This window comes from Massilia sp. CFBP 13721 (genome assembly GCF_014842025.1).
GTDB lineage: Bacteria > Pseudomonadota > Gammaproteobacteria > Burkholderiales > Burkholderiaceae_D > Telluria.
In genome coordinates, this window is sequence record NZ_JACYUY010000005.1 from 34357 (window position 1) to 54557 (window position 20201).

Genomic DNA, 20201 nt, shown 5'->3' on the forward strand with positions numbered 1-20201 from the left:
AGCGGCCTCAGACCGCCGTGCGCAAGGCGCGCGCCAGGTCCGACAGCCGGTACGGCTTGTTGACGAAGGCGAAATCTTCGAGGTTGGTGTCGCCCAGCACCAGCGCCGGCAGCGGGTAGCCCGAGGCGAGGATGATCTTCACCTCCGGATAATGCTGGCGTGTGTGGTTCGCCAGTTCGACGCCGTTCATCCCGTGCGGCATGATGATGTCGCTGAACAGGATGTCGACCGCGCGCCCGCCCAGCAGGTTCAGCGCTTCGTTGGCGTCCGATGCCGTGACGACTTCATAGCCCATGCTGATGAACAGCGCCGAAGCCACGTCCATCAGGTCGGGCTCGTCTTCGACGATCAGCACCAGTTCCAAGCTGTCCTTCCGTGCCGTCTCGCCGTCCTGGCCGGGCGCGGCCGGCAGGAAGATCGAGATCGCCGTGCCTTCACCGGGCGTGGTGCCGATCACGACCTCGCCGCCCGACTGCTTGATGAAGCCGTAGACCTGGGACAAGCCCAGGCCCGTGCCCTTGCCGACTTCCTTGGTCGTGTAGAAGGGTTCGAAGGCGCGCGCCGCCGTCTCCGGCGACATGCCGGTGCCGGTGTCGGTCACCGTCACCCGCACGTAGGGTCCCGGCGCCAGGCCGCGTACTTCCTGCCCGACGAGGTCGACGTTGGCGGTCTCGATCTGCAGGCTGCCGCCGTCTGGCATGGCGTCGCGCGCATTGACGACCAGGTTCAGGATCGCCGATTCGAAACGCGCGCTGTCGATCACGGTATTGCGCACGTGCGGGTCGAGCCGCACGTGGAAATCGATCGCCGCATTCACGGCGCGCCGCAGCACCGACTCGAAGCCGGAAATGAGGCGATTGACGCTTCGTGTTTCCGGCTGCAGCGGCTGCTGGCGCGCAAAGGCCAGCAATTGCTGGGTCAGCGTGGCGCCGCGGTCGATCGCGCGGCGCATGCTGTCCAGTGTCTTGGCGTCCGCATTGCCGCCGCGGCCCAGGCTCAATACCTCCAGGCCGCTGGCCAGCACCGACAGCAGGTTGTTGAAGTCGTGCGCGATGCCGCCGGTGAGCTGGCCGATCGATTCCATCTTCTGGGCCTGGAACAGCGCCAGGTTGGCCTCGGCCAGCGCGGCGTCGGCCTTCTTCTTTTCGGTGAGGTCGCGCGTGATCTTGGCAAAGCCGATCAGTTCGCCCATGTCGTCGCGGATGGCGTCGATCACGACGTGCGCCCAGAAGCGCGTGCCCTCCTTGCGCAGGCGCCAGCCCTCGGATTCGTAGCGCCCTTCGCACGCGGCGGTGCCCAGCGCCCGCGCGGGCAGGCCGGCGGCGCGGTCTTCCTCGGTGTAGAAGGTCGAAAAATGCCGGCCGACTATCTCGTCGTAGCTGTAGCCCTTGATGCGCTCGGCGCCGACGTTCCAGTTGGTGACGGTACCTTCGGGCGAGAGCATGTAGATCGCGTAGTCGGTCACGCCCTGCACCAGCAGGCGGAAGCGTTCTTCGCTGGCGCGCAATGCCTGCTCGGCCTGGCGCTTGTCGGTGATGTCGCGCGTGATCTTGGCATAGCCCAGCAGCGTGCCCTGCTCGTCGTAGATCGGGTCGATGACCACGCTGGCCCAGAAGCGGGTGCCGTCCTGGCGCATGCGCCAGCCTTCGGCTTCGTACTTGCCCTCGACCAGGGCGGTCGCCAGTGCGCGCTCGGGCAGGTTGGTGGCGCGGTCTTCGGGGGTATAGAAGCGCGAGAAGTGTTCGCCCAGGATTTCGGGCGCCTGGTAGCCCTTGAAGCGCTGGGCGCCGGTGTTCCAGCTGCTGACATGGCCGTCGGGGTCGAGCATGTAGATCGCATAGTCGCTGATGCCGGAAATCAGGTACTGGAAGCGCTGTTCTTCGGTCAGCTTCTTCTTGGCGGCGATTCGATTGTTCATGGATACATGGCGGCGTTGGCGGGTAACGACCAATGATAAACCGAAAAGCCCGCCACCGGCCACGCGAAAGTTGCCGTATCGACCATGCCTTGCCGGGCTCGGTCAAGCGCGAATCGCCTCAAAAACATGATGATTCGTGCCGCTGCCGCGACGCCCGCCGCGCCTGCATTCCACCGCACCGGGACCTGTCTTTCCACGTTAAAATAACATCTTTGTCACCCGCCTCACGCGCACGCGCTCCATGATTCCACCCGTACCTGCACCGCTCGACCTGTCCGGCTGCGCCCGGGAACCGATCCGCACGCCCGGCAGCATCCAGCCGCACGGCTTCCTGCTGACGCTGTCCGCCGCCGGCGATGTATTGCAAGCCAGCGCCAACCTGGCGCGCTGGACTGGCGTCGATGCCGAGGCTGCCTGCGGCCAGCCGCTGGCGCAGGTCATCGGCGCCGAGGCGGCCGCGCGCCTGTTGCCCGCCCTGACAGGCGGCACCCTGGGCGACAGGCCGTTTTACCTGGGCACGATCACGGCCGGCAACGGCCTGCATTTCGATGCGCTCGGCCATGCCTGGGATGGGGTGGTCATCCTCGAATGCGAAGCCGTCGAACGCGCCGAAGCGCCGGACTTCCGCCACTTGTATCCGCTGCTGGGCGACTTCCTGCTGAAGGTGAACGAGTCGCAATCGGTCGAGTCGCTGGCCGAACTGGCGGCATACCACGTGCGCATGGTCACCGGTTTCGGACGCGTAATGGTCTACCAGTTCGACCGCGACGGCCATGGCCACGTGATGGCCGAGTCGAAAGACGATTCATACCACTCGTACATGGGACAGCGCTTCCCCGCGTCCGACATCCCGTCCCAGGCGCGCGAGCTGTACGCCCTGTCGCGCATCCGCCTGATCCAGGACGCGAACTACGTGCCCTCGCCGCTGGTCCCGGGCGACAATCCCGTGACGGGTGCGCGCAACGACCTCTCGTTTGCCGCCCTGCGCAGCGTCTCGCCGGTGCACCTGCAATACATGCGCAACATGGGCACGCTGGCCTCGATGTCGGTATCGCTGATGGTCAAGGGCAAACTGTGGGGCCTGATCTCCTGCCACAACGAGGAAGCCTGCCCGCTGCCGTTCGAGAAGCGTACCGCCTGCGAGCAGCTCGGCCAGGTGCTGGCGCTGTGCATCGAGTCGCGCGAGGATGCGAGCGAGCTGCAGTTCCGTCTCGAAGTGCGGCGCATGATGGTCGCCATGCTCGGCAACCTCACCAAGGGCGCCGACGTCATCGACAACATGAGCAGCGTCTTCCCCGAACTGCTGCGCTTTGCGCGCGCCGGCGGCGTGGCGGTGGTGGCCGAGGAGCGTGTGCTGACCTTTGGCGACACGCCCGACGTGGCGGCGATCCGCAACCTGGTGTCCTGGCTCGAAGCGGAAGGCCACGGCGCCGACATCTTCCATACCGACGCGCTCTCGAGCATCTACCCGCGCGGCGCGGCGCTCAAGCGCAATGCCAGTGGCCTGCTGGCGATGCCGATCTCGCGCCTGCACAAGCACTACCTGCTGTGGTTCCGTCCCGAGGTGGTGCATACGATCGAGTGGGCCGGCAATCCGCATGAAAAGGAGGTTGCACCGGGTACGCTGGTCCAGCTCACCCCGCGCACCAGCTTTGCCACCTGGCGCGAAGAGATCCACGGCGTCAGCCTGCCCTGGCACGTCGCCGAGATCGAACTCACCGGCGAATTCCGCAGCGCGCTGCTGGGCATCGCGCTCGAACGCGCCGAACAGATGGCCGAACTGGCCGAGGAACTCGGGCGCGCCAACAAAGAACTCGAAGCGTTTTCGTACTCGGTCTCGCACGACCTGCGCGCGCCGCTGCGCCACATTGTCGGCTTTTCCGACCTGCTGCTGGAATCGAGCGGCAGCGAAGACGCCACCATGCGCCAGCGCTTCCTCACCAACATCAAGGAATCGGCGCGCCTGGCCGGTAAACTCGTCGACGATTTGCTGAGTTTCTCGCAGATGGGCCGCGCCGCCCTGCGCCCGGTCGATGTCGACATGTCGAAACTAGTCGCCTCCTGCATCGACAAACTGGCCATGGACGTCAAGGGCCGCAACATCGAGTGGGACCTGCAAGCACTGCCGCGCATCACGGCCGACCCGACTTTTCTCCACCTGGCGGTGATGAACCTGCTGTCGAACGCGGTCAAGTTCACCGGCCAGCGCGACCCGGCCATTATCCGCGTCTGGGCCGAGCAGGATGACGCGGGCACGGTCTTCCACTTCGCCGACAACGGCGCCGGCTTCAACATGGATTACGTGCACAAGCTGTTCGGCGTGTTCCAGCGCCTGCACCGGATGGAAGACTTCCAGGGCACGGGCATTGGCCTGGCCAACGTGCGCCGCATCGTCGAACGCCACGGCGGACAAGTCTGGGCCGATTCGATCCAGGGCCAGAGCGCCACTTTCTCCTTCAGTATTCCGCGAACACTCGCACTTTCAACGCAACCGCGAGCTTAAACACAATGCTAAAACCCATCCTGCTGGTCGAAGACAATCCACACGACCTCGAACTGACCCTGGTGGCGCTGGCGCGCAGCCAGCTGGCCAACGAGGTCGTGGTCGTGCGCGACGGCGCCGAAGCGATCGATTACCTGCTGCGCCGCGGCGAATTCGCCGAGCGCCCGGAAGGCAATCCGGCCGTTACCCTGCTCGACCTGAAACTGCCGAAAGTCGACGGCCTGGAAGTACTGGCGACCATCCGCCAGACCGACAAGCTGAGAAGCATGCCGGTCGTAATGCTGACCTCGTCGAAAGAAGAACAGGACCTGGTGCGCAGCTACGAGCTGGGCGTGAACGCCTATGTCGTCAAGCCGGTGGATTTCAAGGAATTCGTGCGCGCGATCGCCGACCTGGGCATCTTCTGGGCGGTGCTGAACGAACCGCCGCCGGGGTCGCAGCGCTACGTGCGTCCGACCTGACGCATCGTTGAATCAGGCGGCCGGTACGGCTTGCGTACCGGCGTCGGCGCCGGCTTTTGAACGGCGCAGCAAATGACGGATGCGCGCACTGAGCGCGTCTGGATGATACGGTTTCTGCAGCAGGTGCACCGAGGCGCTGACCTTGCCCTCGTGCGCCAGTACCCCTTCCGCATAGCCCGACGTGTAGAGCAGCTGCGCCTGCGGCAAATGCTTGCGCACGATCTCGCCCAGTTGCAGGCTGCTCACCGGCCCCGGCATGACCACGTCGGAAAACACCAGGTCGATATGGCGTCCGCTTTCGACGATCGCCACCGCGCCCGCCGCGTCGGCCGCTTCCAGCACCTGGTAGCCGAGCGCGGACAGGATCGCGCAGGTCGAGCTGCGCACGTCTTCCTCGTCTTCCACCACCAGGATCGTCTCCAGGCCGCCGTAGAGCGGCACCTCGACCGGCGCTTCCGGCTGCGCCGCCTCGGTGGCGCTGCGCGGCAGGAAGATGCGCACGCTGGTGCCGCGGCCCACTTCGCTGACGATGGCGATGTCGCCGCCCGATTGCTTGACGAAACCATAGGCCATCGACAGGCCGAGGCCCGTGCCCTGCCCGACCGGCTTGGTGGTGAAGAAGGGTTCGAAGACGCGCTGCAGGATCTCGGGCGGCATGCCCTTGCCGCTGTCGGCGATTTCGATGAAGACGTACTCGCCGGCCGCGGCGCCCGGCGGCAGTTCGATGCCGCGCACCTGGGTGGCGCCGCCGGCATTGCCGGCGCGGATGTGCAGGGTGCCGCTGCCGCCCATCGCATCGCGTGCATTGATGGCCAGGTTCAGCAGCACGTTGTTGAGCTGGTCCGGATCGGCGACCGTGCTCCACAGCGCCGGATCGATGTCGGTGACGATGCGCGCATTCGGCCCCAGCACGCGCCGCATCATGTCGTCCATCTGGCGCAGCAGGTGGCCCGGATTGAGCACCACCGCCTGCAGCGGCTGGCGCCGCGCGAACGCGAGCAGGTGCGACGACAGCTTGGCCCCGCGCTCGACGCCGGCCAGCGCCATCTCGACGCGGGTACGCGCCGCCTCGTTCAGGCCGCCGACGAGTTTGAGCAGTTGCAGGTTGCCGCCGATGATCTGCAAGACGTTGTTGAAGTCGTGCGCCACGCCGCCGGTGAGCTGGCCGATGGCTTCCATCTTCTGCGCCTGGTGCAGCGCCGATTCGCTCGCGGCCAGCTGCTGCTGGCTCACGCGCAGCGAGGCGAAGGCGGCATCGCGCTCGCGGCGGGCGATGCAGGCGGCGTTGTGGTACTGGACGCGGGCAACAAGCTCGCGATGATCGGGCCACTTCACCATGTAGTCGTTGACGCCGGCGGCAAACGCCTGCGCCTTGATCTCGGGGTCGTCCTCGGACGACAGCATGATGACGGGGATGTGTTCGGTATCGGGACAGGCGCGCAGGCGGCGCGTGAACTCGAAGCCGTCGAGGTCGGGCATGCGCAAGTCGACCAGCACCACCGTGACTTGCAGTTCGCGCACCAGGTCGACCGCGCGGGCGGAACTCGACTCGTAGTGCAGCACGTGCTTGATGCAGGTTTTCAGCCCGTGCTCGATGATTTGCTGGGCAAACGGTTCGTCATCGATCAGCAGGATCGAACAGGTACTGGTATCGTCTTCGATCATCGCTGGAGACCCCACTAGTGCGGACATTACAGAGGCCAGGTTGCATTTTGTGAAGCATTGATTCTACACCAATGTGAATAACGAGTTCATCAAATTAACTATTCCGCTTGACACTCCGGGATTCGCCACCACCTTGTATTGACAATTTATTTTGCCGTCAGGGAGCTCCGTGCACGATCCACTCTGCCCCTTGTGCGGTCGCGAACTGGGCACCGTCAACATCGACCGTCACCACCTGGTGCCGAAGACGTTCAAGGGCAAGGAACAGTTCCCGATCCATAAGATCTGCCACCGTAAAATCCATTCGGCCTTTACCGAGCGCGAACTGCTGCGCACCTATCACACCTGGGAGGCGCTGCGCGGACACGACGAGATCCGCGCCTTCATCGACTGGGTGGCGAAGAAGCCGCCGAACTTCTATACCCGCACTTATACGTCGAACGACAAGAAGCGGCGAAAGTGACGAAATTGATTCTGACTTGACAATGAAAAACGCCAACCCGAAGGTTGGCGTGATTGCTGCATGCCTTGCCGGCCATGCACCGTTCAGACGTTCTTGCGGCGACGGATCATGCCCATGGCGCCCAGGGCCAGGCCCAGCAGCGCGAAGGAGCCAGGTTCCGGAACCTGCGCAACGGCCGCGGTTTGACCAGCCGTGATCGACAGGCCGGTGTTTTCATAGCCGTAACCGAGGACCGATGCAGGGAAGCCGTTACCGGCGGTCGTGCTCATCAATGCCCAGCCATAGTTCACGATGCCGGTCGACTCGTTCAGGAAACGCAGGCCGACGTATTCCTGGCCGGTGACGTTGAATGCGGTGCCACGGGTCTGGAACTGATTGTATTGGCCGCTTGCGGAGATCAGGTCGCCGAACGACAGCACGCGTGCTTCCGCCGAGGTACCGGGCGTGCCGGTGGCAAGGATACCCGACGGGGCGGCAGCGGCGTAGAAGGTGAGACCCGAGTTGTTGTTGTAAGGATTGAAGTCGTAGCCGGCGATTTCGGTCGTGCCGCGCGCACCGGTGACAAAGTTGAAGTAGACACCGTCGATGTTATTCGGGACAGCGACCGGGGCGTTGGCGAAACTGACGGAGACGACTGCGGCCTGCGCTGCGGGTGCGAGGAACAGCGAGGCAACGGCACCGGCGAGCAGGACGCGCGAAATAGCAGAAAATTTCATGTCTTATTCCTAGTTTGGGATGTGGGTTCGTTCACGCGACTCTTCAATGGCCGCGCTTTCCATTAAGCAAAAGTTGCGCCATGTTCATTATTTTTAGTTAAATCAAGAACTTGTAAAGACAGGACAGCTTTTTCGTGTCCACAGTGTAAATAAATCCGACGACGTGGCTGTGGAAGGCAGTTCTGCAACACGCAATTCCAGGCGCATAAACGAAAAAGGCCACGTCATCGACGCGGCCTTTTGTTTACTGCCGAATTCTGGCTCCCCGACCTGGACTCGAACCAGGGACCTGTGGATTAATAGTCCGTCGCTCTACTGACGTAGGGTGGGCATGCCCACGCGGAACGACGAGCAGTGTTTGCAGGAATGCCTAGCACACAAACGAAAAAAGAGCGCCGATCACTCGACGCTCTTTTTAACGCATTTCTGCATATTCTGGCTCCCCGACCTGGACTCGAACCAGGGACCTGCGGATTAACAGTCCGTCGCTCTACCGACTGAGCTATCAGGGAATTGAGGCAACATTATAGCGGGCGGATCGCAGTTTGGCGAGTCCTGTACGAAAATAGACATTCTGCACCCACCGCGCACCCTTCCCGCCCCGCTTTGCTATAGTCGCAGCACTGTTCTTCCAGACTTACGCAAAGCTAAGCATCGTTAACTTTTCGCTGGATTCCTGCTTCGCCGGGGCCGGTTTCGTCCTGCGCTTCACGCACAGGACCAGCGCCTTCCCCTCCACAGGCTGACACGGTGGAACTCACCGCCATAGTTCTCAAATTAATTGCTGCGTTGATGTCGCGATCATGCAGCGCGCCGCATGCAGGGCATGTCCACTGACGGATGGCCAGGTCAAGTGCGTCAAGCTTGTGACGACAGCACGAACAGGTCTTGCTGCTGGGGTACCAGCGGTCGATGACGACTACTTGTCCACCGCGCCGCTGCGTTTTGTACACGCGTTGGCGACGCAGTTCGGCAAACCCCATGTCGGCAATTGCACGCGACAAGCAACGGTTGCCGAGCATGCCCTTGACGTGCAAGTCCTCGATGCCGATGGTATGAAAGCGCCGGACAATACTGGCGCTGAGCTTGTGCAAGCCGTTCGCGCGCACGTTGACGATCCTGGCGTGCAGGCGCGCCAGTCTGGCCTTTGCTTTTTTACGATTGCACGAACCCTTGACCTTGCGCGACAGGCTGCGTGACAAGCGCCGCAATCGATCCAGCAAGGTGTGCAGTGCTTTCGGATCCGCGACTTTCTCTCCGGTCGACAAGGTGGCCAGGTGCGTCACACCAAAGTCGACACCAACCGCGCCTTGGTTTTCGGCTGGCGGTAGCTGTGCGTCCTGGGTGTCGACGGTAATGCTGGCATACCAGTGGCCAGCCCTTTGCGAGACGGATGCGGAGACAATTCTCCCCGTAAAACGCAGGGTTTCGCGCATTCTCAGCCACCCGAGTTTCGGGATCCGGATGCGTTTGCCATCGACGCGAAACTGGTCATTGGTCAAGGTGAATCGGTCATCGATACCTTTGCGGCGGAACTTTGGGTAGCGTGCCCGTTTCTCGAAAAAGTTCTGGAAGGCGCGGCCAAGTTGGATGATCGCCATCTGTGGCGCATTCTTTGTGACCTCCAGCATCCACGGAAACTGCCCGCGCTTGATGGCGTTCAGTTGGCGGCGCAACGCCGCCTCATTCGGCTTCGGCAAGGCTGGATCGGCTTTGCATGCTTCGAACTGCCGCTGCCATTGAGCCAGTGACCAGTTGTAGGCAAAGCGCGCCGTTCCGGCCGCACGCGCCAGATGCGTTGCCTGCACCTTGTTGGGATCGAGCCGGATACGGTGGGCCAGGATCATTACGCCTCCTTCACCGCCTGTCTGATAGCGTCGATCAGTTGATAGTTCATGCCGGAGTCGAGATCGCGATCACTTCGAACGTCCAGCCCTGGCTCGCGCAGTACGCTGCCCGCAGTACAATTCCAGTAACCTGCTTCTGGCGTTCGAGATCAGCTTTCTGGTCGTGACTCGATACCTGAGCATAGGCATCGTGCTATGCAATGCCAGCGCCTCATGGTGCAGTTCCAAACGCAGCGCAGCCAAGGTCGTATCGGCGTTGATTACCCTGGGTGCGGATCGGGACCGATCGTCCGTTGGCCTCCCAGCGCCGTAAGGTGTTAGTCGAGACGCCGAGCGTCTTTGCCGCCGTGCCGATGAGTACAATCTTGTTCATAATGCGTAGGACTGCGCATATTTAACTAAGTTCCTGCACAAAACCCGCACTTACCTCGACAAGACCATGACCACTCCCCGCATTTTCGGCACTCCCCTCTCCCCCTCCGCCACGCGCGTGATGCTGCTCGGCTCCGGCGAACTCGGCAAGGAAGTCATCATTTCCCTGCAGCGCCTCGGCGTCGAAGTCATCGCCGTCGACCGCTACCCGAACGCGCCCGGCCACCAAGTGGCGCACCGCGCGCACGTCATCGACATGACCGACGGCGCCGCCCTCGCCGCCCTGATCGAACAGGAACGGCCGGATCTCGTGATTCCCGAAATCGAGGCGATCGCCACCGATACCCTGGCCGCACTCGAGGCGGCCGGCACCATCACCTGCATCCCGACCGCGCGCGCCACCCAGCTGACCATGAACCGCGAAGGCATCCGCCGCCTCGCCGCCGAAGAGCTGGGCCTCGCCACCTCGCCCTACCGCTTCGCCAGCAGCCTGGAAGAACTGCAGGAAGCCTGCGCCTTGGTCGGCTTCCCCTGCGTGGTGAAACCGGTGATGTCGTCCTCGGGCAAGGGCCAATCGAAACTCGACAGCGCGGCCGACGTGCAAGCCGCCTGGGATTACGCCGCCGCCGGCGGACGCGTCGACGCCGGACGCGTGATCGCCGAAGGTTTCATCGACTTCGACTATGAAATTACGCTGCTGACGGTGCGCTCGCGCGGCGCCGACGGCAGCACGCAGACCAGCTTTTGCGCGCCGATCGGCCACAAGCAGGTGCAAGGCGATTACGTCGAATCGTGGCAGCCGCACCCGATGAACGCGCTCGCGCTGCAGCGTTCGCGCGAGATCGCCGAAAAGGTCACCGGTAACCTCGGCGGCTACGGCGTCTTCGGCGTCGAATTGTTCGTCAAGGGCGACATGGTCTGGTTCTCGGAAGTAAGCCCGCGTCCGCACGACACCGGCATGGTGACGATGGCGACCCAGGTGCAGAGCGAATTCGAGCTGCACGCCAAGGCCGTGCTGGGCCTGCCGGTGAACACGGCGCTGCGCGCGCCAGGCGCCTCGGCGGTGATCTATGGCCAGCTGGACGCACAGGGAATCGCCTTCGAAGGCGTGGCCGAAGCACTGCAGGTACCGGAGACCGACATCCGCCTGTTCGGCAAGCCCGAATCGTTCGCGCGCCGGCGCATGGGGGTGGCGCTGGCGACGGCGGCCGATGTGAAGACGGCGCGCGAGCGCGCGCTGGCGGCGGCGGCGAAGGTGAAGCCGGTACCGGGCCGCGCATAAGGGCTGAAAAAGAAAAAGGCCGCGTTATCGACGCGGCCTTTTTCTGAATGCCCGGACCTGCGGTTTGCAGGGTGGGCCGGGCCGCGCAGGACTCTGTGCCCACGCGGAACAACGAACAACGATGACGTCGTTCACGGACGAAAAAAAAGAGCGCCGATCACTCGACGCTCTTTTTCACGCATTCCTGCATATTCTGGCTCCCCGACCTGGACTCGAACCAGGGACCTGCGGATTAACAGTCCGTCGCTCTACCGACTGAGCTATCAGGGAATTGAGGTTGGCATTATAACTGCTCAGCGGTATTCCACAAGACCCCGCACGCAAGTTTTTTCCGTGGGGTGCCGGCGCCTTGCCGGAACCGCATCACCCCCTTGCCTGCCCGCCTCCGTACTCAGGCGCGGCGGCGCATGGCGAGTCCTGCAAGCGCAATGCCAAACAACGCCAGTGTGCCTGGTTCCGGTACGTCAGCGGCGCGCGCGGCCAAGTCGAATTCGGCGCTACGGAAGCTATTTGCCAACGGCAGGCTGGCGAAGCTTGTGCTGCCCAGGAATGCGCCGGCGGTCGAGTATTGATAGAAGGTTCCGCTACCGAATTGGCTGATCCACAGCGTACGGGTCAGCGGGTCCATGGCCAGGTCCCAATCCATGCTGGTAACCTGAGGAGTTGCAATGGTACCGAGCAAGGCGCCGGTCATCGAATAATGGCTCAGGCCGCTGCAACGATCGCAGGAAATCCAGAAACTGTTATCGACCGCATCGTAGGTCAGGCCGCCACCGCCCCGGTTGGTGTTGAACATCAGGCTGCCGTTGCCCCAATCACGGCCGAAGCGATAGACCGAACCGTTTTGCCACGAGATGGCGTAATTGTATTTGCCATCGCTGGTACCGTCGGAGAAGGTGAGGCCAAGCGATGGCAACGCGTAGGTACCGCCCAGCGCGGCGCCAGTGAGCGAATACTGGCCGCCGGTCTCGCCGGCCGCGTAGCCGGTCGTGCGCACATCGTTATACACGGCGATCGGGAATGCCCGCTGTTGCGGCGCCGCTGCCCAGGTATTGACGACCTTGCCGGTGACGGTATCGACACTGTGCATGCGGCGGCCATCGCCATCGCTCAGGTACATGATGCCGGCGAAAGCGGATTGAGATAGCAAGGAAGCTGCGACCAGAGCGAGGGATTTCGAAGCGAAGGACATAAAAACCTGAGGTTGATTGAGTTGCCTATAAATAAGCAATATTTATGCCAATCAACAAAATCAATGACTTATATCAACTAAAATTATGTTGTGTAAATATTTTCGACAGGAATTCGAAGCTCCACGCGATCAATGACTGCCCAACTGCCTATATACGTCCCAACATACGGGACGAACGAAAAAAAGAGCGTCGATCGCTCGACGCTCTTTTTCACGCATTTCTGCATATTCTGGCTCCCCGACCTGGACTCGAACCAGGGACCTGCGGATTAACAGTCCGTCGCTCTACCGACTGAGCTATCAGGGAATTGACTTGCTCTTTGCTACCAAACAACGTTTAGCAGCGAAGAAGCAAGATTTTAGAGGACTTTTGCGATTGCGTCAACGACGAGATCGATGTTCTTCGAATTCAGCGCGGCAACGCAGATGCGGCCGGTGTCGACGGCGTAAATCGATTCGTCGCGCAGCTTGCCGACCTGCTCTTTCGTCAGGCCCGAATACGAGAACATGCCGACCTGTTCGCGGACAAAACCGAAGTCGCGGCCCGGCGCTCGTTGCGCCAGCTTTTCGACCAGCGATTCGCGCATCTGCTTGATGCGCACGCGCATGCCAGCCAGCTCGTCTTCCCACAGCTGGCGCAGTTCCGGCGTCGACAACACCGTCGCCACCACCTTGCCACCGTGCAGTGGCGGGTTCGAGTAGTTGGTGCGCACCACGCGCTTCAGTTGCGACAGCAGGCGCGCCGCTTCTTCTGCACTCGAGGCGACCACCGACAGTGCGCCGACGCGCTCGCCGTACAGCGAGAACGACTTCGAGAACGAGTTCGACACCAGCAGCGGGCCGCCGGCTTCGACGAAACGGCGCACTACGGCGCCGTCTTCGGCGATGCCCGCGCCGAAACCCTGGTAGGCCATGTCGAGGAAGGGAACCAGGCCGCCGGCCTGGACCGCTTCGATCACCTGGCCCCACTGCTCCTGGGTGAGATCCGCGCCGGTCGGGTTGTGGCAGCAGGCGTGCAGCACGACGATCGAACCGGCATCCATCTTGCGCAGCGAGGCCAGCATGCCGTCGAAGTTAACGCCATGGGTGGCCGGGTCGTAATAGGTGTAGTTGTTGACGATGAAACCGGCCGATTCGAACAGGGCGCGGTGGTTTTCCCAGCTCGGGTCGCTAATGAAGACTTGCGATTCCGGCGAAAAGCGCTTGAGGAAATCGGCGCCGATTTTCAGGGCGCCGGTGCCGCCGATCGCCTGCACGGTAATCGCGCGCTTCTCTTGAATTACGGCGCTGTCGGCCCCAAATACAAGCTCTTGCACAGCCTTGTCGTACGCTGCCAGGCCTTCGATCGGGAGGTAGGTGCGCGGCGACAACTGTTCCATCAACTTCGCCTCGGCCTGCTGGACGCACTGCAGCAGAGGTACCTTGCCGTTATCGTCGTAATAAACGCCGACCCCCAGGTTGATCTTGGCCGGGTTGGTATCGGCATTGAATGCTTCGGTGATGCCCAGGATCGGGTCGCGCGGGGCCATGTCGATGGCGCCGAAGAGGCTGGCGGAGGCGGAAGAAGTCATCGTGATAAACTGATTTTGTCGGTGGATCGCAGCAGTTGTATAGACAGCGGGACTACAGCGATACCTCTGCTGCAGTGCCGCAAACGAGTCCCCATTCTAGCAAAGGTCTGAAAGTATGGCTGATTTATCCATTGCAAATAGCCCCGAACCGACGGTCATCACCTTCCCGGGCTCACCATTCAAACTGCACCAGCCCTTCCCCCCCGCCGGTGACCAGCCGACGGCGATTGACGGCCTGGTCGAAGGCATCGAAGACGGTCTGATGTATCAGACACTGCTTGGCGTGACCGGTTCCGGCAAAACCTACACGATGGCGAACGTGATCGCCCGCGCCGGCCGTCCGGCGATCGTGTTCGCGCCGAATAAAACCCTGGCCGCCCAGTTGTATTCGGAGTTCCGCGAATTCTTCCCGCAAAACGCGGTCGAGTATTTCGTCTCGTACTACGATTACTACCAGCCGGAAGCCTATGTGCCGCAGCGCGATTTGTTCATCGAAAAGGACTCGTCGATCAACGAGCACATCGAGCAGATGCGCCTGTCGTGCACCAAGTCCTTGATGGAACGGCGCGACGTCGTCATCGTCGCCACCGTGTCGGCGATCTACGGTATCGGTAATCCGAACGAATACCACAAGATGATCCTGACGCTGCGCCATAAGGACAAAGTGGCCCAGCGCGACATCATCGCGCGCCTGATCCAGATGCAGTATTCGCGCAACGAGATGGATTTCGGCCGCGGCACTTTCCGCGTGCGCGGCGACACCATCGACATTTTCCCGGCCGAGCACGCCGAACTGGCGATCCGCGTCGAAATGTTCGACGACGAAATCGAGTCGCTGCAGCTGTTCGACCCGCTGACCGGCCGCGTGCGCCAGAAGATCCCGCGTTTTACGGTCTATCCGGGCTCGCACTACGTCACCCCGCGCTCGACCGTCCTGCGCGCGGTTGAATCGATCAAGGCCGAGCTGAAGGATCGCCTGGAAGAGTTCCGCCAGCAGAACAAGCTGATCGAAGAACAGCGCCTCGAACAGCGTACCCGCTTCGACCTCGAAATGATGGCCGAGATCGGTTTTACGAAAGGCATCGAGAACTATTCGCGCCACCTGTCGGGCGCGATGCCGGGCGAACCGCCGCCGACCCTGGTCGACTACCTGCCAAAAGACGCGTTGATGTTCATGGACGAGTCGCACGTGCTGGTCGGCCAGCTGTCCGCCATGTACAACGGCGACCGTTCGCGCAAGACCAACCTGGTCGACTACGGCTTCCGGTTGCCGTCGGCGCTGGACAACCGGCCGCTGAAATTCGAGGAATTCGAAGGCAAGATGCGCCAGACGATTTTCGTTTCGGCCACGCCGGCCGAATACGAGAATTCGCATGCAGATAACGTGGTCGAGCAGGTAGTACGCCCGACCGGCCTGGTCGACCCGGTCATCCTCGTGAAACCCGCCCTGTCGCAGGTGGACGACGTGATGAGCGAGATCAACGACCGCGTCAAGAAGAACGAGCGCGTGCTGATCACCACGCTGACCAAGCGCATGGCCGAGCAGCTGACGGAATACCTGTCCGACCACGGCGTCAAGGTACGTTACCTGCACAGCGATATCGAGACCGTCGAGCGTGTGGAAATCCTGCGTGACCTGCGCCTCGGTACTTTCGACGTGCTGATCGGTATTAACCTGCTGCGCGAAGGCCTGGACTTGCCGGAAGTATCATTAGTTGCGGTGTTAGATGCCGACAAAGAAGGTTTCCTTCGTTCCGAACGGTCGCTTATTCAAACCATCGGCCGCGCTGCGCGTAACCTGAACGGCGTGGCGATCCTGTACGCCGACCACGTGACCGACTCGATGCGCCGCGCCATCGATGAAACCGAACGCCGCCGCGCCAAGCAGATCGCGTTCAACGAGGCGAACGGCATCACCCCGAAAGGCGTGCAGAAGAAGATCAAGGAAATGATCGACGGCGTCTACAGCAACGCCGCGCAGAAAGCCATGGTCGAGGGCGCGCAGGGCATGGCGGACGCCGAGGCGACGGCCAAGGTGGAATCGATGAGCGAGAAGCAGATTTCGAAAGAAATCAAGCGCCTCGAAAAGCTCATGGTCGACCATGCCAAGAACCTCGAGTTCGAAAAGGCAGCGCAGGTGCGCGACCAGTTGCATGTGCTCAAGCAGCAGGCGTTCGGGGCGCCGGGGGCGGACAACGTGGTGTCGATGTTGGGCAAGTAAGACGAACGGCGCCGAGGGCGCCGTTTTTTGTTTACACGTCTGGAGACATGGCCGCGTGCCGGCATGCGATGTACCGCGTGGAGTCGGGACTCCACCCTACGATCAGTGGTATTCGTAGGGTGGAGTCCCGACTCCACGCGTTTACCCCGCCAGCAATCCTGCGGACCGCTTCCTGCGTTACCGCTTGAACATCCTCGGATCAAACCTGAACGTCCGCGCAATACTCAACTTCACCCCCTCATACGCATGATGCGCTGGATTGATCACGAGATTCACGCCCTCCCCCACGATCACCGACGGCACCCGCATGTAAAGATATTCGTGCTTCTTCAGGAACGCCGTCCCAAATGCAGCCGCGCTGCCGCCGTCATCGAGCGCATCCCATCCTTCCGGCAATTCATCGGCCGACACCTCCAGCCCCAGCGCCGGATCGTCCGGCAAATCGATCGCCACCAGCACCAGCGGCTCCTCGTCGACTTCTTCGGTGTGCACGAACTTTTCCAGCACCGCCAGCTCCACCGTCGCCGCCGCATACAGCGCCGGCTGGCCCTCGCTGTGCCAGTGACCGCCACTCTCGCGGGCGCCCTTGCAGTCGCGGTCGAGCGCCGCTTTTTCGATTGCAATTCTCCAGGTTCTCATTGGTACTTATGCTGAAACGATAGTGCCTTTAGCATACATCGCAGCCTCGGCAGGCTCCCACACGAATCCTGCCAGAAAATCCCCAATAAAAAACGGCCCGCAGGCCGTTTCATGGATATCACCGAATGCAGTGCTTATTTCACGTCGATCAGCTCGACATCGAACAGCAGCGTCGCGCCTGGCGGGATCGGACCGGCGCCGCGCGCGCCATAGCCCAGTTCCGACGGGATGATCAGCGTACGCTTGCCGCCGACCTTCATGCCGGCCACGCCCTGGTCCCAGCCCTTGATGACGCCGCCCATGCCCAGCGGGAAGGTGAACGGGTCGCCGCCGACCGAGCTGTCGAACTGCTTGCCGCGCTGTTTTGGCGCTTTCGGCTCGTACAGCCAGCCGGTGTAATGGACCACGACCGTGTTGCCGCTGACGGCTTGCTTGCCCTTGCCGACGACGGTGTCGATCGTCTTCAGCTGCGCAGTGCGGGCCGGGGCGGCCGGGGCGGCGGGGGCTGCAGCGGCGGCGGCGATGCCGGTGGCCAGGGACAAGGCCAGACCGAGGGCCGAAATTGCGTATTTCATGTGTTTTACCTTTATCGAGTATGTCGTCGGCGCATGGCCGTGCGGCAGTATTGCCGAATCAGGCAGTTCGCACAAGACGAGCAGGCTTAACGCGCCTTGCCCTGCACCGATGCCAGGATCTCGCCCACTTGCGCCAGGTCGGCGGGCTTGACCAGGTGGTGGTTGAAGCCGGCTTCCTCGGCCTGGCGGCGGTCGTCTTCCTGGCCGTAGCCGGTCAGCGCGACCAGGGTGGCGCCCGCCAGTTCCGGCAGCGCACGCAGTTTGCGCGCCAGCGCGTAGCCGTCGGTATCGGGCAGGCCGATGTCGAGCAGCATGACCTGCGGCCGCTCCAGGCGCGCCCGCTGCAGGGCGCCGCGGCCGTCGTACTCCACCGACACGGCATGGCCCTGCACTTCCAGCAGCATCGCCAGCATTTGCGCCGCGTCCTGGTTGTCGTCGACCACCATCACGCGCAGCGGTTCCACCTGCGCCGCGCCGTCCGCACCAATCGCCTCGTCCGACGCCAGCGCGCCCGCGCTCAGGCGAGGAAGACGGATCTCGAACTGGCTACCCTGCCCCGGCCCCTTGCTGCGCGCTTCGACGCTGCCGCCATGCAGCGTGGCCAGGCTTTTTACCAGGGCCAGGCCGATGCCCAGGCCGCCTTGCGAGCGGTCGGGCGTACGTTCGGCCTGGGTGAACAAATCAAAAATATACGGCAGCACCTCGGGTTCGATGCCGATGCCGTTGTCAGTGACACACACCACCACCTGGTCGTCCGGCGCGCTGACCTTCATGACGATCTCGCCGCCAGACGGCGTGTACTTGGCGGCATTGTTCAGGATGTTGGACAGCACCTGCACCAGGCGCGTGCGGTCGCCCATCACGTGCACCGGTTCGCCCGACAGCTGCATCGTCAGCGAATGGCGCTTCGATTCGATCAGCGGGCGCACCTGCTCCAGCGCGCCGGCCACCACCGCGTTCACGTCCAGCTCTTCCTTTTCCAGCGTGACCAGGCCGCGCGTGACGCGCGAGACGTCCAGCAGGTCGTTGACCAGGTCGGTCATGTGCTCGGCCTGGCGCGCGATGATCTCGCTGGCATTCCTCACGCCCTTGGCGTCGAGCGTGCCGAGTTTCAGCAGCTGGGCCGCGGTCGTGATCGGCGCCAGCGGGTTGCGCAGTTCGTGCGCCAGCATGGCCAGGAACTGGTCTTTCTGGCGGTTGGCGGCGCGCAGCTCGTCCTCGACCTGCTTGCGCACGGTCATGTCGCTGCCTTCGACGAAGATGCCGACCACGTTCCCCGCCGGGTCGCGGATCGGCTGGTAGATGAAGTCGAGGTAACGGCGTTCGAGCGGCGCTCCCGGCTCGCGCGCCACGTCGAGCGGCACCGCATGGCCGACAAAGGGCTCGCCGCTGGCGTAGACCTGGTCGAGCAGTTCGAAGAAGCCCTGCCCTTCCACTTCCGGCAAGGCTTCGCGCGCGGTCTTGCCGACCAGGTCCGAGCGGCCGATCAGCTCGTTATAACTTTTGTTTGTAATTTCAAACAAATGTTCGGGGCCGCGTAATACGGCGATGATGCCGGGCGCCTGTTCGAACAGGGTCATGAGGCGCTTGTTCTCCTCGTCGCGGTAGCGCTCGGCCAGCACCTGCCCGGTGACCTCGACGCAGGCGCAATGCATGCCCGCGACTTCGCCGCTGTCGTCGCGCGCCGGCGAATACGAAAAGGTGAACCAGGTCTGCTCGTCATAGCCGTGGCGGCGCATCACCAGCGGCAGCTTTTCCATGTAAGTCGCCTGGCCGCCCAACGCACGCTCGATCAGCGGATGGATGTCGTCCCAGATCTCGGACCAGATAGCGTGGAACGGCGCGCCGAGTGCGGCCGGGTGCTTGTCGCCCAGGACAGGGATGTAGGGATCGTTATAGAGGAAGCCCAGGTCTTTCCCCCAGGCGCAGAACATGGGGAAGCCCGAACCCAGCATCAGCGACACGATGCTGCGCAAGGCCGGCGGCCAGGTCGACGGCTCGCCCAGCGGCGAGTGGGACCAGTCTTGCGAGCGCATCAGCGCGCCCACCTCGCCGCCGCCGCTCAGGAAGCGCAGCGATGGATCCTCCGCGCTGTCTTGGGTGCTTACCGCCATGCCTGGATCAGTCATATCAAAGTGTCTTCACGAATTCGCGGATACCGCCGAGCAGCATCTCGACCGACATCGCCGTCAGGATCAGGCCCATCAGGCGCTCGAACGCCGTCATCACCTGCGGCCCCAGCTTCTGCTGCAGGCGTTCGGCGCTGAGGAACACCATCAGCCAGACGACCCCGACCGCCGCCAGCGCGGCCACGTGCACCATCGTTTCGGACAGCGTATTCGCGCTGAACAGCAGCACGGTCGCCAACGCCGACGGCCCGGCCAGCGCCGGAATCGCCAGCGGCACGATGAACGGCTCGCCATGCTCGCTCTTGCCGAGGACGCCGTCCGGATGCGGGAAGATCATGCGGATGGCAATGATCAGCAGGATCACGGCGCCGCCGATGCGCAGCGCGATCGGACTCAGGTGCAAGGCGGCGAGAAAGTGCTGGCCGAAGAACATGAACACCAGCAGCAACAAGAACGCGATCGCGCACTCGCGCACTACTACGCGGCCGCGGCGGTGGACGGGCGTGTCCTTGAGGGCGGTGGCGAACAGGGGGACGTTGCCGAAGGGGTCAGTGACGAGGATGAGCAGGATGAAGGTCTGGAAGAAGCTTTGGGTCATGGTTGTTCTTGTTATGAGGTGTCTGGTGAGGCATTTTCGGCAATCTTAA

General features: G+C 62.7%; 16 protein-coding genes and 3 tRNA genes. 5 read left to right on the forward strand and 14 right to left on the reverse strand.

Annotation, left to right across the window (positions count from 1 at the left end; all coding sequences use genetic code 11):
* Window positions 1–7: 7 nt before the first annotated feature.
* Window positions 8–1918, reverse strand: coding sequence for a hybrid sensor histidine kinase/response regulator (locus tag IFT60_RS06185; RefSeq protein WP_192050629.1), 1911 nt, complete (start codon window positions 1916–1918; stop codon window positions 8–10).
* Between the two features lie 241 nt (window positions 1919–2159).
* On the opposite strand from IFT60_RS06185, the gene IFT60_RS06190 reads away from it, so the two are divergent.
* Window positions 2160–4421 carry an ATP-binding protein gene (locus tag IFT60_RS06190; protein WP_192050631.1) on the forward strand — a complete coding sequence of 754 codons (2262 nt, stop codon included), beginning with the start codon at window positions 2160–2162 and terminating at the stop codon, window positions 4419–4421.
* A 5-nt stretch (window positions 4422–4426) separates the two neighbouring features.
* Window positions 4427–4882, forward strand: coding sequence for a response regulator (locus tag IFT60_RS06195; RefSeq protein WP_192050633.1), 456 nt, complete (start codon window positions 4427–4429; stop codon window positions 4880–4882).
* A gap of 12 nt (window positions 4883–4894) precedes the next feature.
* On the opposite strand, the gene IFT60_RS06200 is transcribed toward IFT60_RS06195, so the two are convergent.
* A complete protein-coding gene (locus IFT60_RS06200; protein ID WP_192050636.1) occupies window positions 4895–6547 on the reverse strand; it encodes a response regulator in 1653 nt (550 codons plus the stop codon).
* A gap of 169 nt (window positions 6548–6716) precedes the next feature.
* Between IFT60_RS06200 and IFT60_RS06205 the strand changes: the two genes are divergently transcribed.
* The gene (locus IFT60_RS06205) at window positions 6717–7010 is read left to right on the forward strand and encodes a hypothetical protein (RefSeq protein ID WP_192050638.1); all 294 of its coding nucleotides are present in this window, start codon (window positions 6717–6719) and stop codon (window positions 7008–7010) included.
* 83 nt (window positions 7011–7093) lie between these two features.
* Here the strand turns inward: IFT60_RS06205 and IFT60_RS06210 are convergent, their stop codons facing one another.
* The 4 genes from IFT60_RS06210 to IFT60_RS27030 all read right to left on the reverse strand — a co-directional run bounded on the left by IFT60_RS06210 (window position 7094) and on the right by IFT60_RS27030 (window position 9946).
* On the reverse strand, window positions 7094–7726 hold the full coding sequence (locus IFT60_RS06210; RefSeq protein WP_192050640.1) for a PEP-CTERM sorting domain-containing protein: 633 nt from the start codon (window positions 7724–7726) through the stop codon (window positions 7094–7096).
* Between the two features lie 436 nt (window positions 7727–8162).
* Window positions 8163–8238 (reverse strand) — tRNA-Asn (locus IFT60_RS06215).
* Between the two features lie 135 nt (window positions 8239–8373).
* Complete coding sequence (locus tag IFT60_RS06220) at window positions 8374–9573, reverse strand: RNA-guided endonuclease InsQ/TnpB family protein (protein WP_192050642.1); 1200 nt, start codon at window positions 9571–9573, stop codon at window positions 8374–8376.
* A gap of 211 nt (window positions 9574–9784) precedes the next feature.
* Entirely contained in the window at window positions 9785–9946 is a 162-nt protein-coding gene (locus IFT60_RS27030) for a MerR family DNA-binding transcriptional regulator (protein ID WP_192050644.1), read from the reverse strand.
* A 66-nt stretch (window positions 9947–10012) separates the two neighbouring features.
* On the opposite strand from IFT60_RS27030, the gene purT reads away from it, so the two are divergent.
* Entirely contained in the window at window positions 10013–11227 is a 1215-nt protein-coding gene (gene purT / locus IFT60_RS06230; protein WP_192050647.1) for a formate-dependent phosphoribosylglycinamide formyltransferase, read from the forward strand.
* A 194-nt stretch (window positions 11228–11421) separates the two neighbouring features.
* On the opposite strand, the gene IFT60_RS06235 is transcribed toward purT, so the two are convergent.
* From IFT60_RS06235 to IFT60_RS06250, 4 genes are all read right to left on the reverse strand, one after another.
* Window positions 11422–11497 (reverse strand) — tRNA-Asn (locus tag IFT60_RS06235).
* 121 nt (window positions 11498–11618) lie between these two features.
* Window positions 11619–12419: a PEP-CTERM sorting domain-containing protein gene (locus tag IFT60_RS06240; protein WP_192050649.1), complete on the reverse strand. Its 801-nt coding sequence runs from the start codon at window positions 12417–12419 to the stop codon at window positions 11619–11621.
* A gap of 231 nt (window positions 12420–12650) precedes the next feature.
* Window positions 12651–12726: transfer RNA gene (locus IFT60_RS06245), tRNA-Asn, on the reverse strand.
* A gap of 52 nt (window positions 12727–12778) precedes the next feature.
* Window positions 12779–13990, reverse strand: a complete 1212-nt coding sequence (locus tag IFT60_RS06250; protein ID WP_192050652.1) for an amino acid aminotransferase — start codon at window positions 13988–13990, stop codon at window positions 12779–12781.
* Window positions 13991–14105: 115 nt separating this feature from the next.
* Between IFT60_RS06250 and uvrB the strand changes: the two genes are divergently transcribed.
* Window positions 14106–16211, forward strand: a complete 2106-nt coding sequence (gene uvrB / locus IFT60_RS06255) for an excinuclease ABC subunit UvrB (RefSeq protein ID WP_197986236.1) — start codon at window positions 14106–14108, stop codon at window positions 16209–16211.
* A 177-nt stretch (window positions 16212–16388) separates the two neighbouring features.
* Here the strand turns inward: uvrB and IFT60_RS06260 are convergent, their stop codons facing one another.
* The 4 genes from IFT60_RS06260 to IFT60_RS06275 all read right to left on the reverse strand — a co-directional run bounded on the left by IFT60_RS06260 (window position 16389) and on the right by IFT60_RS06275 (window position 20152).
* Window positions 16389–16850, reverse strand: coding sequence for an RES family NAD+ phosphorylase (locus tag IFT60_RS06260; RefSeq protein ID WP_192050654.1), 462 nt, complete (start codon window positions 16848–16850; stop codon window positions 16389–16391).
* Window positions 16851–16984: 134 nt separating this feature from the next.
* Window positions 16985–17425, reverse strand: a complete 441-nt coding sequence (locus IFT60_RS06265; protein WP_192050656.1) for an FKBP-type peptidyl-prolyl cis-trans isomerase — start codon at window positions 17423–17425, stop codon at window positions 16985–16987.
* 86 nt (window positions 17426–17511) lie between these two features.
* The gene (locus tag IFT60_RS06270) at window positions 17512–19554 is read right to left on the reverse strand and encodes a hybrid sensor histidine kinase/response regulator (RefSeq protein ID WP_192050659.1); all 2043 of its coding nucleotides are present in this window, start codon (window positions 19552–19554) and stop codon (window positions 17512–17514) included.
* A 1-nt stretch (window position 19555) separates the two neighbouring features.
* Window positions 19556–20152: a MarC family protein gene (locus IFT60_RS06275; RefSeq protein ID WP_192050661.1), complete on the reverse strand. Its 597-nt coding sequence runs from the start codon at window positions 20150–20152 to the stop codon at window positions 19556–19558.
* Between the last annotated feature and the right edge of the window lie 49 nt (window positions 20153–20201).

Coding starts and splice junctions, on each gene's coding strand:
- IFT60_RS06250 (WP_192050652.1), bottom strand. CDS start 13,990: ATGACTTCTTCCGCCTCCGCCAGCCTCTTCGGCGCCATCGACATGGCC.
- IFT60_RS06195 (WP_192050633.1), top strand. CDS start 4,427: ATGCTAAAACCCATCCTGCTGGTCGAAGACAATCCACACGACCTCGAA.
- IFT60_RS27030 (WP_192050644.1), bottom strand. CDS start 9,946: ATGAACAAGATTGTACTCATCGGCACGGCGGCAAAGACGCTCGGCGTC.
- purT (WP_192050647.1), top strand. CDS start 10,013: ATGACCACTCCCCGCATTTTCGGCACTCCCCTCTCCCCCTCCGCCACG.
- IFT60_RS06210 (WP_192050640.1), bottom strand. CDS start 7,726: ATGAAATTTTCTGCTATTTCGCGCGTCCTGCTCGCCGGTGCCGTTGCC.
- IFT60_RS06185 (WP_192050629.1), bottom strand. CDS start 1,918: ATGAACAATCGAATCGCCGCCAAGAAGAAGCTGACCGAAGAACAGCGC.
- IFT60_RS06190 (WP_192050631.1), top strand. CDS start 2,160: ATGATTCCACCCGTACCTGCACCGCTCGACCTGTCCGGCTGCGCCCGG.
- IFT60_RS06270 (WP_192050659.1), bottom strand. CDS start 19,554: ATGACTGATCCAGGCATGGCGGTAAGCACCCAAGACAGCGCGGAGGAT.
- IFT60_RS06200 (WP_192050636.1), bottom strand. CDS start 6,547: ATGATCGAAGACGATACCAGTACCTGTTCGATCCTGCTGATCGATGAC.
- uvrB (WP_197986236.1), top strand. CDS start 14,106: ATGGCTGATTTATCCATTGCAAATAGCCCCGAACCGACGGTCATCACC.
- IFT60_RS06220 (WP_192050642.1), bottom strand. CDS start 9,573: ATGATCCTGGCCCACCGTATCCGGCTCGATCCCAACAAGGTGCAGGCA.
- IFT60_RS06265 (WP_192050656.1), bottom strand. CDS start 17,425: ATGAAATACGCAATTTCGGCCCTCGGTCTGGCCTTGTCCCTGGCCACC.
- IFT60_RS06275 (WP_192050661.1), bottom strand. CDS start 20,152: ATGACCCAAAGCTTCTTCCAGACCTTCATCCTGCTCATCCTCGTCACT.
- IFT60_RS06240 (WP_192050649.1), bottom strand. CDS start 12,419: ATGTCCTTCGCTTCGAAATCCCTCGCTCTGGTCGCAGCTTCCTTGCTA.
- IFT60_RS06260 (WP_192050654.1), bottom strand. CDS start 16,850: ATGAGAACCTGGAGAATTGCAATCGAAAAAGCGGCGCTCGACCGCGAC.